This is a genomic window from Sediminibacter sp. Hel_I_10, assembly GCF_000688335.1.
In the GTDB taxonomy this organism is placed as follows: domain Bacteria; phylum Bacteroidota; class Bacteroidia; order Flavobacteriales; family Flavobacteriaceae; genus Psychroserpens.
In genome coordinates this window covers 2170167-2182679 of sequence record NZ_JHZX01000001.1, presented here as the reverse complement: position 1 = coordinate 2182679, position 12513 = coordinate 2170167, and the positions used below count along the sequence as shown (strand labels likewise).

Here is a 12513-nt window from a genome sequence, read left to right as displayed (position 1 = left end):
CGTAGTAAAATAATTTAAGAATTCATAATCTCCTCAATCTCGTCTGCTTCAATTGGTATATTTCTCATAAGATTAAATGGCTCGCCAGTCTCCTGGATCACAACGTCATCTTCTAAACGAATCCCGAAACCTTCCGCAGGAATATAAATACCCGGCTCCACAGTAAATACATTGTTAGCTTGCATTGGTTCTGTTAAAATTCCGTAGTCATGGGTATCTAATCCTATATGGTGGGAAGTTCCGTGCATAAAATACTTTTTGTATGCTGGCCAATCCTTATCCTCATTTTGAACATCGGCCTTGTCTAATAAACCTAGTCCCAATAATTCTGAGGTCATCAATTTACCAACCTCTACATGGTATTCCGCCCAATCTGCTCCTGGCACCAAAAGTTTTGTAGATTCGTTCTTGACACGATTTACGGCATTGTAGACCTCTTTTTGTCGCTTAGTAAATGTCCCTGAAACAGGAATTGTTCTTGATAAATCACTAGCGTAATTTGCATATTCTGCACCAGCATCAATCAAGATCAAATCGCCCGCCTTACATTGTCGATTGTTCTCTACATAATGTAAGACATTGGCATTATTTCCCGAGGCAACAATTGGTGTATAAGCAAATCCTTTAGACCTATTGTTTAAAAACTCGTGCATAAACTCAGCCTCGATATTAAACTCCCAAACTCCAGGTTTTACAAAATCTAAAACACGACGGAATCCTTTCTCCGTAATATTACATGCATTTTGCATCAACTCTAACTCCAAGGGATCTTTTACAGAACGTAAGCGCTGTAAAATAGGGTTGCTTTTAGCAACAGCATGCGCAGGATATTTCTCTTTTAGCCATTTGCTGAAACGGTCTTCACGCGTTTCTGTTTCAATATTGGCTCTATAATGTTCGTTCGTATTAATATATACGGTATCACATTGTGTCATCAATTCAAAAAGAACTTTCTCAAGATCCTTTAACCAATATACCGTTTTGATCCCGCTGGTTTCAAGAGCAGCTTCCTTGGTTAGTTTTTCACCTTCCCAAACGGCGATATGGGCATTGGTTTCCTTCAAAAACAGAATCTCTCGATGCTTTTCTTTAGGACTATCTGGAAATAGTACCAAGATACTTTCCTCTTGATCTACACCACTTAAATAAAAAATATCGCGGTGCTGCTGAAAAGGCATAGTACTATCGGCACTTATGGGATAAATATCGTTAGAATTGAAAATCGCCAAACTACTGTCTTTCATTTTGGACATGAAGTTTTTACGATTTTTTATAAATAAGTCGTTCTTGATTTTATGGTATTTCATTACTGAATTTTTTGTGTTTTTCAAAAATACGAATTTCACAAGTGCTTGTCAAAGTTTGATCCCGCTTATAATGAGAATCGACGAGGTACAAGGCTAAAGTGCCTACCAAAAATTGACAAACAATTTATTTTTACTTCGGAAATGGGAGGTGATAAAACCGATTGACGCTAATTATCGATTACTTTAGCTAAATTTGAGAATCTAAAATGCACACCAATGTTTAAACATGTTCTTCTCTTTGCGGTATTGACCGGTTTATATTCTCAAGCGCAACAGTTACCAACCGCTTCTAGTGTTACTTCTGAAGCTTTAAAACAAAAACAGGAGTTACAAGAAAACTCCTTGGTAAAAAATGTCCCTTTTGAAAACATAGGACCAACAGTTATGAGTGGTCGAGTAACCGATTTAGCGGTAAACCCAGAAAACCCAACTGAATTTTACGTTGGCTACGCCTCTGGCGGCGTTTGGCATACCACTAACAACGGCACAACATTTACACCAATACTAGACAATGCAAACACGCAGAATGTAGGTGATATTGCCGTTGATTGGAAAACCCGTACCATTTGGGTGGGAACAGGAGAAAATAACGCTTCAAGATCAAGTTATGCAGGCATTGGTGTGCTAAAGTCAACCGATAACGGTACAACTTGGCAAAACATGGGACTTAAAGATGCGCACCACATTGGTAGAATTTTAATCAATCCCGAGAACCCAGAAGAGGTCGTAGTAGGAGTCACCGGCCATTTATACTCAGCAAATCAAGAGCGAGGCATCTATAAAACAACCGACGGTGGCAAAACCTGGTCTCAAAAATTATTTGTAGATGACCATAGTGGCATTATAGATCTCCAGACCAATCCCAACAATTTTAACCTGATGTTTGCCTCTTCTTGGACCAAAGATAGAAAAGCGTGGAATTTTGATGGCAGTGGGAACAATTCCGCCATTTACAAAAGTACAGATGCAGGTGAGTCTTGGGCTAAGGTCTCTACAGAGCAAAGTGGCTTCCCCACAGGCGAAGGTGTGGGCCGAATAGGATTAGCCATCTACGATAATGATATTATTTATGCGGTACATGATAGCCAGTTCAGAAGACCTTCCGAAGATAAAAACGAAGACACGAAAAGATTGACTAAGGAAGATTTTAAAACCATGTCTACCGAAGACTTTTTAAAATTGGAAGACAAAAAACTCAACGCCTTTTTAAAAACAAACGGGTTTCAAGAAAAATACAGAGCAGAGAATGTAAAGCAAATGGTAAGGGTTGAACATGTAAAACCTATGGATCTTGCAAACTACCTAGAGGATGCCAATTCCATGCTCTTCGATTCTCCTGTTATTGGTACGGAGGTTTATAAAAGTACCGATGGTGGCGTCACCTGGAAAAAAACCCACGACCAATATTTAGATGATATCTATTACAGTTACGGATACTATTTTGGTCATATTTATGTGGCGCCAGACAATGTCGATCATATTTATATTTACGGTGTTCCCATTGTAAAATCCAAAGACGGCGGAGCCACCTTTACCTCTATTAGTGCCGAGAATGTTCATGCCGATCATCATGCCCTATGGATTAATCCAAAAAATCCAAATCATTTGATCAACGGAAACGATGGCGGGGTCAACATGACTTATGACGACGGCGAAAACTGGATCAAAAACAATGCACCCTCCGTAGGTCAATTTTATGCTATTAATATTGATCATGCAACACCCTATAATGTTTACGGTGGCTTGCAAGACAATGGGGTCTGGAAAGGTGTTCACAACGCTCCCGAAGATAAAAGCTGGCAACAAACTGGCCAGTACCCTTGGGAAGCCATTATGGGTGGTGACGGCATGCAAATTGAAATTGATAACCGTAACAATGCCATTGTCTATACGGGTTTCCAATTTGGAAATTATTACAGACTCAACCTAGAGACCAAAGCACAAACCTATATTCAACCAAAGCACGAATTAGGAGAAACGCCTTATCGCTTTAATTGGCAAACACCCATTTTATTGTCGTCACACAATCAAGATATCTTGTACTTAGGCGGCAATAAGCTCATGCGCTCCATGAATCAAGGTGATGCTTGGACGGCCATTAGTGACGACCTCACCAACGGTGGCAAAAAAGGTAATGTTGCTTACGGCACTATAAGTGCCATTAGTGAATCTCCCTTTCAATTCGGACTGTTATACACCGGAAGTGATGACGGCAAAATATCCCTTTCAAAAGATGCTGGTGCTAATTGGACCACTATTTCAAACAATTTACCAAAAGATCTTTGGGTTAGCAGCATAGTGGCATCTCAGCATAAAAAAGAACGCGTTTATGTGACTTTAAATGGGTATCGCTGGGACGATTTTAAAGTATACGCTTACAGTAGCGATGATTACGGTGCCACATGGAAGGCCATTAACAGCAATATCCCAACTTCTCCTGTAAATGTTGTTAGAGAAGATCCAGAAAACGAAAATATCTTGTACTTAGGTACCGATAATGGGGCCTATATCTCTTTTAATCGCGGAGAACATTGGGAGGCCTTTAGCAACGGTCTGCCTAATGTCGCCGTTCATGACATTGTCATTCAGCCAGAAGCAAAGCACCTGCTTTTAGGCACACATGGGCGCAGCATCTACAAAGCAGATCTTGCTGCACTTCAGCAAATGGAAGAAGGTATGCGCAATAAGCCCATCACTTTATTTAAATTAGAAGATGTGAATTACTCCTCCCGTTGGGGCAGTTCTTGGAGTGAGTGGTTTGATGCTTACGAGCCAGAAATAACCATTGCTTTTTTTACCAATGCTTCGGAAACGCAAACACTCCAGATCAAGTCTGAAAAAGGCACTGTGCTTAATGAACTAAAAATAGAAGCTGACAACGGCTATAATTTCACCGCTTACGATCTGAGTTTAACTGATAAGGGCCGAAAAGCATTGCTTAAAGAAAACACCAGCATAGAAGCTATTGAAAAGGCCAAAAACGGGACATACTATTTACCAAAAGGAATATATACCGTTGCAATTGGCAATGAGACCAGTTCATTTGAAGTCAAATAATTAAAACACATAAGTAAAATCTCTTAACCGATGTGGTGATAGACAGCACCACATCAGTTCTTAACGTAATACACAACCTGTTCAACTTATAATTGCCCTTGTCTCAAGAAACCTACATTACCCGAAGACCCAAAAGCGAGGTGCTTTCTAAGTACATCGCTTACTATTACTTTAATAAAAGCGATCTCGAAGGGTATGTAAAGACATTTATGTTCTACCCACATTACAGAAATGCACTAACCATTTATAACAACTCAGAAATCAGTTTTACAGATAAAGGATCAACAGTGCTTCCTAAAGCAGATAAGGATTTTGAAATCATTTATACTGGCATACATTTACAAAGCAGAACCGGAAAGATTTTGGCGCCTTTTGACAAAATAGGAGTTGTGTTTCAAGCATTGGGCATCAATCATTTTATAGATGAACCCTTGAGTAAGATTATGCCAAAGAGTCCGAAATCTGATTTTAATTACTTCGGAAACACATTTCATGAACATCTTGATAACGTTTATAACACTTCAGATCTTGATGAAAAAGTAACCTTATTAGATGCTTTTTTTGAATCTCAATGTCATCCTTTTGAAGAACAACGCTTATTACACGCAGTAACCTTCATGTTCAAGGAGGAAATGAGCATCTTTAAGATTTCCGAAGCTTTGAAAATAAGTAGAAAGACATTGCTGCGGTTATTTCAAAAACACTTAAACTGCAGTCCAAAAGACTTTTCAAACTTGGTGAAGTTTAGAAAAGCCATTGAGATTTATCAAGAGTCAAAACCATCACTCACTGATCTGGCCTATCTTAACGATTATTACGACCAATCTGATTTTATCAAACACTTTAAAAAAGTAACGGGTTTTAATCCGAAAAAATTCTTCTGCAACCTGTCTCATCTTGGTACCGAAGACACCTTCTGGACGCTTTTGAAGACCAAATAGGGTTGTCCCATTTCTCCTATTTTGTGAGACGTGCTCTTTCTATCTTTGAAAATACAGGATGGGCATATTCTTATATAAAGTAATACAAGCCACCCTCTCAAAAAACGGACATTTATTTAAAGACAACTCACATCATGCACAAAACATTCAAACTCCAATCCATCATTACCGTTCTTTTTATACTATTGAGCTATATAGGATTCACCCAACAGTATTCTGGGATCTCTAAAACCCATAAGATCACGTCTAAGTTTTTTGAAGAAGAACGAGAAATTAGAGTGTTTGTGCCTTTTTCTTACACCGAAAACACTACCGAGAAATACCCCACCATCTATTTATTTGACGGGCAATTTGATGCCTTGTTCGATATGACCAGCGGTACTATGGATTTCTTAGCTCAAATGGGTGAACTTAATGAATACATCATCATAGGGATAAAAACAGAACTGCGCTCACGCGAATTCACACCCATGTACACCAATAACACCACCAAGACAGATTGGGGCGACAATGAAGTTGGAAGAGCAGATCTATTAGAAGACTTTTTAGAACAGGAGGTGTTTCCGTTGGTAAAAGAAAATTACCGAGTTCAGCCGTTTCGTTTAGGTATAGGACATTCTCTTGGAGGCACCTTTGTATTAAACGCTTTATTATCAAAACCAGACATGTTTCAAGGTGTTATTGCCTTAAGTCCAAATCTCTCTTATGATTATGAGCAGATTGTTAACCGTTATGATCGCTATTTAAAACAAAACGATAGTTTCAATAAATTTATATTCATTTCAGCGGGTACGGTTGGCAACATGGAGAATCGATTTCGAGAGTCTTCAGAAAAATTGAACGCCATTATGAACTACCATCAACCTAAAGCACCCGATTATCATTTCAAAATCTATCCAAATGCCAATCATTCTACAACCCCTGCCCTTACAATGAGTGAGGCATTGATTGAGCTCTCAAAAATTTGGACGATTTCCGAAGCAAAAAAAGAACAGTTTTTGGCTGATGAAAACATTGACTTTATAGATCACATCAAAACATTTTACAGCAATCTTTCTAAGAAAGTCAATTACGATGCCACCCCATCGGCAACCCAAATAAATAGCTTGGGGTATGACGCTCTTAATAACAATCACAATAAAGAAGCCATAAAAGTATTTGATTGGGCCATAGAACTTTACCCAAAAGATGCCAATCTTTACGATAGCATGGCAGAGGCCCTTGAAAAAAGCGGTGATGTTGGTGCTGCGAAAACCTATTATAAAAAAGCTTTAGAAGTTTTAAGACTTAATAAAGACCTGTATGACTCTGAAAGTTATGATTATTACAAAAACATTTTTGAAACGCATTTAAAGGCACTTGATTAAATTTAAGGTGCTTTAATTCTCGCTTTTAGGACATCTACTTAAACCCATTCTAAATAATTAAAATTATTATTAATACTTGTGGCACACCGCCGTGAGCCTTATCTTTGTAGGACAAATAATTAACTTCAATTATAATGAGCGGAATTTTAAATTCTACGATAGGAAGAAAGTTTGCCATGGCTCTTTCGGCACTTTTCCTTATGATTTTTTTACTTCAACATTTTGCAATCAACATCCTTTCTGTGTTTAGCGAAGATCTTTTTAACGAGGCCTCACATTTTATGGGTACGTTTTGGGCGGTACAATTTCTTTTACAGCCTGTCTTGATCTTTGGGGTGATTTTTCATTTCGCAATGGGTTTTGTGTTAGAAATCAAAAACAACAGAGCGAGACACATTGGTTACGTCAAAAATAATGGTTCTGCAAACTCTACTTGGATGAGCAGAAACATGATTTGGAGCGGAGGCTTTATCCTAGTGTTCTTAATCATACACTTTATAGATTTTTGGGCACCAGAAATGAATATTAAATATTTTAAAGGGGACATGAGTGGTCTTGTGGATCCTGATAATGTCAATAGTGGCTTTCGATATTATGAGGAATTAGTCCACAAATTTGAGCCTATTTGGAGAGTAGCCTTATACTGTGTTGGTTTTGTGTTTTTAGCATTGCATTTATTGCATGGCTTTAATTCTGCATTCCAATCTGTCGGAGCCAACAATAAATACACCAAAGCGCTTAAAGGTTTTGGAAAGGTTTATGCGGTGGGGCTTCCTTTAGGATTTATATTCATTGCACTCTTCCACCATTTTAACCACTAAAACATTAGTACTATGATTTTAGATTCAAAAGTACCAAAAGGACCACTTAAGGATAAGTGGACAAACCATAAAAATGCCATTAATCTTGTTAATCCAGCGAACAAGCGTAACATCGATGTTATTGTTGTTGGTACGGGTTTAGCAGGCGGATCTGCCGCTGCGACCTTAGCCGAGTTGGGCTACAACGTTAAGGCCTTCTGTTTTCAAGATTCACCAAGACGCGCGCACTCTATTGCCGCTCAAGGTGGTATTAACGCCGCAAAAAATTATCAAGGTGATGGTGATTCTACCTACCGTTTGTTTTACGATACGGTTAAGGGTGGTGACTATCGCTCAAGAGAATCTAACGTATACCGTTTAGCTGAAGTTTCAGCAAATATTATTGACCAATGTGTGGCTCAAGGTGTTCCTTTTGCTCGTGAATACGGAGGTTTGCTAGACAACCGCTCCTTTGGTGGGGTTTTAGTTTCCAGAACGTTTTATGCTGCTGGGCAAACAGGGCAACAATTGCTTTTAGGTGCTTACTCTGCCATGAACCGACAAATTGGACGTGGTAAAATCACCATGTATAATCGCCACGAAATGCTGGATGTTGTTAAAGTTGATGGTAAAGCCAGAGGTATTATTGCTAGAGACCTTGTTTCGGGTAAAATTGAACGTCACTCAGCACATGCCGTGGTTCTTGGTTCTGGTGGTTACGGAAATGTATTTTTCCTTTCTACCAATGCGATGGGAAGTAACGTGACCGCTGCTTGGAAAGCTCATAAGCGTGGTGCTTATTTTGCAAATCCGTGTTATACACAAATTCACCCAACCTGCATTCCTGTTTCAGGAGATCACCAATCTAAATTGACATTGATGTCTGAGTCTTTGAGAAATGATGGACGAATTTGGGTGCCAAAACGAAAAGAAGATGTTGAGGCCATTAGATCTGGCAAATTAAAACCAACGGAAATTTCCGCAGAAAATAGAGATTACTACTTAGAGCGTCGTTATCCAGCCTTTGGAAACCTTGTGCCTCGCGATGTAGCCTCTCGTGCTGCTAAAGAACGTTGTGATGCTGGTTATGGCGTAAATGCCACTGGAGAAGCGGTATATCTCGATTTCGAAGCTGCGTTCATGCGCTACGGAAAAGAACAAGCACACGTTAAAGGCTTAGATGAAAACGATGACAAATTGGTTAAGAAACTAGGTCAGGAAGTCGTGAAAACCAAATATGGTAACCTCTTCCAGATGTATGAAAAAATCGTTGATGAAAATCCCTATGAAACACCAATGATGATTTACCCAGCAGTGCATTACACTATGGGTGGCCTTTGGGTAGATTACAACTTACAGACTACAGTTCCTGGATTATACGCTATTGGTGAGGCTAATTTCTCAGACCACGGCGCCAATAGACTTGGGGCTTCTGCATTAATGCAAGGTCTTGCCGATGGTTATTTTGTGTTGCCTTATACCATTGGCGATTATTTAGCCAATGATATTCGTACTGGCCCAATTTCTACAGATTCGAAAGAGTTTGCAGAAGCTGAGAAAACAGTAACAGATAACATTGAGCACCTTATTAATAATAACGGTAGTAAACCTGTTGATTATTTCCATAAACGTTTAGGAAAAATCATGTGGAACAAATGCGGAATGTCTAGAAACGCAACAGATCTAAAATCCGCCATAACCGAGATTTCAGACTTAAGAGCCGAATTTTGGAAAGATGTTCGTGTTCCAGGTACCGCAAACGAATTTAACGAAGAGCTTGCCAAAGCAGGACGTGTTGCCGACTTTTTGGAATTAGGTGAATTGTTTGCTAAAGATGCTTTAGATCGTGAGGAATCTGCTGGTGGGCACTTTAGAGAAGAATACCAAACCCCTGAAGGTGAAGCAACGAGACGTGAAGAATTTCAGTTTGTTTCGGCATGGGAATATAAAGGAGAACCAAAAGATGCCGTTCTCCACAAAGAAGACCTCCAATATGAAAATATTGAGGTTAAAACTAGAAGTTATAAATAAAAAAAAGCTATGAACTTAACGTTGAAAATATGGCGTCAAAAAAACGCCAAAGACAAAGGAAAAATGGTAGATTATCCTATTAGCGATATCTCACCAGATATGTCTTTCCTTGAAATGTTAGACGTATTAAATAGTGAATTAATAACCAACGGTGATGAGCCTGTTGCTTTTGACCATGATTGTCGTGAAGGTATTTGTGGCTCATGCTCATTATATATTAATGGAGAAGCCCACGGCCCAGATCGAGGTGTCACCACCTGCCAATTGCACATGAGAATGTTCAAGGACGGTGATACTATTTTTATAGAGCCATTTAGAGCAAAAGCTTTTCCTGTAATTAAAGATCTTATCGTAGATAGAAGTGCATTTGACCGTGTACAGCACGCTGGTGGTTTTATTTCTGTAAACACCTCTGGCAATACTATTGACGCTAACGCCATACCTGTTAACAAACACAATGCAGATGACGCCTTTAGTGCGGCCACTTGTATTGGCTGTGGGGCTTGCGTTGCCAGTTGTAAAAATGCATCGGCAATGCTTTTTGTTGGCGCAAAAGTGTCTCAGTTTGCACTGTTACCTCAAGGTGAAGTAGAAGCTACAGACCGCGTTTTGGCCATGGTAAAACAAATGGATGAAGAAGGCTTCGGAAATTGTACAAATACAGGGGCTTGTGAGGTAGAATGTCCTAAAGGGATTTCTTTAGAAAACATTGCCAGAATGAACCGTGAATATTTATCGGCTACATTTGAAGGCTAATATGCAATCACATACCCATAACTGATAAACAATCTATCAGTTTAGTTATAAAAAATCTCAAGGCTTAGTCTTGGGATTTTTGTTTCTTTACCTTTTGCTAAAAACAATGACAGATCCCACTTCATTTTACAACCAACAATTAGAACAGCATCAAACAGAAGTCTCAAAGCTTAAAAAGCAAATGGTACTTCTTAGCACACTTAGGCTTTTTGCATTTCTCATTACAGCGATTGCAATTTATCTTCTTTTACCAAATTGGCAACTCGCTGTTGGAGCTGGTGTAGTAGGCTGTATCCTTTTTGTAATACTTCTCACCAAATACACCAACACAAAGTCTAAAAGAGCACTTAAGGCCTCTTTAGTGTCTATAAACCACGACGAATTGGAAATCCGTTCTGGTAAATTCCATAACCGTGATAAAGGCGAGAACTTTCAAGATCCGCAACACTTTTATAGTTTAGATATTGATCTTTTTGGGAATGGCTCTTTCTTTCAATATCTTCATCGCACAAAAACGCCGGAAGGACATCATCTATTGGCAGATCTTCTTAAGGCTAACAATGTGTCGGACATCAAAAAACGTCAAAATGCCATTGCTGAACTGTCTAACAAAGTAGAATGGACACAACTTTACAGCGCCACTGCAGATCAAATCAAGACTGAATTTTCTGCACCTCCTATTATTAGTTGGCTTAAAAATCATAAACCTTTCATTCCCAATATAATGCTCTGGTTGCCGTGGGTGTTTACTGCCGTATCCGTAAGCTTACTCTTATTGGCCATTTTTAATATAATCGACATTTCCTATTTTGGATATTGGATTTTTGCTGGCTTTGCAGTTACCGCACGCTACGTCAAGCGCATCAACGTGTTAGCTGCTAACTCAGATAAAGCAAAAGATACTTTTAGACAATATGCTACACTCCTCTTGCAAATAGAAAACGAAAAGTTTACTTCTGAATGGCTTAAAGAGCAGCAAAACCGCATTCAATCTTATAACAAAAAAGCATCCAGTATTTTTTCAGAATTTTCAAAACGTTTAGACGCCTTAGATAATAGAAACAATCTTATTGGTGCTGTTTTTGGAAATGGCTATTTACTATCAGACCTTAAAAATGCTTATCGAGTTGAACAGTGGATCAGTAGCTATGCAAATAAAGTAGAAGATTGGTTTGAAGTGGTATCCTTTTTTGATGCTTACAACAGCTTGGGCACCTATGCGTTTAACCATCAAGAGCATTCGTTCCCAAAAATTGTATCCAATGGCACTACCATAGACGCCAAGCAATTGGGACATCCGCTTCTTGATCACTCTAAACGTATTACTAGTGATGTGGAAATTAAGAGACAGCAATTCTTTATTGTTACTGGCGCTAATATGGCCGGAAAAAGCACCTTTTTGAGAACCATTTCCCTTCATATTGTTATGGCCAATGTTGGACTCCCTGTTTGTGCAAGCTCTAGTAATTACAATCCCATAAAGCTTATTACCAGCATGCGCACTACAGATTCGCTTACTGATGACAGCAGTTATTTCTTTTCAGAATTGACCCGTTTAAAGTTTATTGTAGATGCCATAGAAAATGAATCTTATTTCATTATTCTAGACGAAATTTTAAAAGGAACCAATAGTACTGACAAAGCCATTGGCTCAAGAAAATTTGTAGAGAAATTGGTCTCAAGAAAAGCAACGGGCATTATTGCTACTCACGATTTAAGTCTTTGTGAAATTTCCGAAGTATTAGATGTTGTAGAGAACTATTATTTTGATGCTGAAATCACCAACGATGAGCTCTACTTTGATTACAAATTTAAAAAGGGGATTTGCCATAATATGAATGCTAGCTTTTTATTGAAAAAGATGGAAATTATATAGTCATAAATGAAGCAGAGCATAAAAACAAAAAACCCATTCTAAATTAGAATGGGTTTTTTAATTTCAATGTGATCTTGTAATTACGCTTGAAACGGATCTACAGAAACGAAAGATTTACCTCCTTGTTTCTTAGTAAATTTTACAACACCGTCAATTTTTGCGTGAAGCGTATGGTCTTTACCACCATATACATTATCACCTGGGTGATGTGTATTGCCTCTTTGTCTTACGATAATGTTTCCTGCAACAGCAGCTTGACCACCAAAAATCTTAACACCTAAGCGTTTTGATTCTGATTCTCTACCGTTTTTAGAACTACCTACTCCTTTTTTATGAGCCATTGTCTTAAGGTTTTATTTGTTAATATAAAGTGTTATT

9 protein-coding genes are annotated in these 12513 nt (G+C 38.6%); 7 read left to right on the top strand and 2 right to left on the bottom strand.

Going from position 1 to position 12513, the window contains the following annotated elements; translation table 11 throughout:
* Positions 1-14: 14 nt before the first annotated feature.
* A complete protein-coding gene (locus P176_RS0109810) occupies positions 15-1307 on the bottom strand; it encodes an aminopeptidase P family protein (protein ID WP_026754542.1) in 1293 nt (430 codons plus the stop codon).
* Positions 1308-1523: 216 nt separating this feature from the next.
* On the opposite strand from P176_RS0109810, the gene P176_RS0109805 reads away from it, so the two are divergent.
* The 7 genes from P176_RS0109805 (at position 1524) to P176_RS0109775 (ending at position 12135) form a co-directional block, all read left to right on the top strand.
* Positions 1524-4364, top strand: a complete 2841-nt coding sequence (locus tag P176_RS0109805; protein ID WP_026754541.1) for an exo-alpha-sialidase — start codon at positions 1524-1526, stop codon at positions 4362-4364.
* A 98-nt stretch (positions 4365-4462) separates the two neighbouring features.
* The gene (locus P176_RS19995; RefSeq protein ID WP_026754540.1) at positions 4463-5305 is read left to right on the top strand and encodes an AraC family transcriptional regulator; all 843 of its coding nucleotides are present in this window, start codon (positions 4463-4465) and stop codon (positions 5303-5305) included.
* 134 nt (positions 5306-5439) lie between these two features.
* Positions 5440-6672, top strand: coding sequence for an alpha/beta hydrolase-fold protein (locus P176_RS0109795; protein ID WP_026754539.1), 1233 nt, complete (start codon positions 5440-5442; stop codon positions 6670-6672).
* A gap of 134 nt (positions 6673-6806) precedes the next feature.
* Complete coding sequence (locus P176_RS0109790; RefSeq protein WP_026754538.1) at positions 6807-7493, top strand: succinate dehydrogenase cytochrome b subunit; 687 nt, start codon at positions 6807-6809, stop codon at positions 7491-7493.
* A gap of 12 nt (positions 7494-7505) precedes the next feature.
* A complete protein-coding gene (locus tag P176_RS0109785; RefSeq protein WP_026754537.1) occupies positions 7506-9503 on the top strand; it encodes a fumarate reductase/succinate dehydrogenase flavoprotein subunit in 1998 nt (665 codons plus the stop codon).
* 9 nt (positions 9504-9512) lie between these two features.
* Positions 9513-10259, top strand: a complete 747-nt coding sequence (locus tag P176_RS0109780) for a succinate dehydrogenase/fumarate reductase iron-sulfur subunit (protein ID WP_026754536.1) — start codon at positions 9513-9515, stop codon at positions 10257-10259.
* Positions 10260-10365: 106 nt separating this feature from the next.
* Positions 10366-12135 (top strand): DNA mismatch repair protein MutS, encoded by a 1770-nt coding sequence (locus tag P176_RS0109775; RefSeq protein WP_026754535.1) that lies wholly within the window; start codon positions 10366-10368, stop codon positions 12133-12135.
* Positions 12136-12215: 80 nt separating this feature from the next.
* Here the strand turns inward: P176_RS0109775 and rpmA are convergent, their stop codons facing one another.
* Complete coding sequence (gene rpmA, locus P176_RS0109770) at positions 12216-12476, bottom strand: 50S ribosomal protein L27 (RefSeq protein ID WP_026754534.1); 261 nt, start codon at positions 12474-12476, stop codon at positions 12216-12218.
* Between the last annotated feature and the right edge of the window lie 37 nt (positions 12477-12513).

Bases quoted from the DNA above. Each gene is read 5' to 3' on its own strand.
- P176_RS0109785 (WP_026754537.1), top strand. From the start codon at position 7,506: ATGATTTTAGATTCAAAAGTACCAAAAGGACCACTTAAGGATAAGTGG.
- P176_RS0109790 (WP_026754538.1), top strand. From the start codon at position 6,807: ATGAGCGGAATTTTAAATTCTACGATAGGAAGAAAGTTTGCCATGGCT.
- rpmA (WP_026754534.1), bottom strand. From the start codon at position 12,476: ATGGCTCATAAAAAAGGAGTAGGTAGTTCTAAAAACGGTAGAGAATCA.
- P176_RS0109780 (WP_026754536.1), top strand. From the start codon at position 9,513: ATGAACTTAACGTTGAAAATATGGCGTCAAAAAAACGCCAAAGACAAA.
- P176_RS0109775 (WP_026754535.1), top strand. From the start codon at position 10,366: ATGACAGATCCCACTTCATTTTACAACCAACAATTAGAACAGCATCAA.
- P176_RS0109810 (WP_026754542.1), bottom strand. From the start codon at position 1,307: ATGAAATACCATAAAATCAAGAACGACTTATTTATAAAAAATCGTAAA.
- P176_RS0109805 (WP_026754541.1), top strand. From the start codon at position 1,524: ATGTTTAAACATGTTCTTCTCTTTGCGGTATTGACCGGTTTATATTCT.
- P176_RS0109795 (WP_026754539.1), top strand. From the start codon at position 5,440: ATGCACAAAACATTCAAACTCCAATCCATCATTACCGTTCTTTTTATA.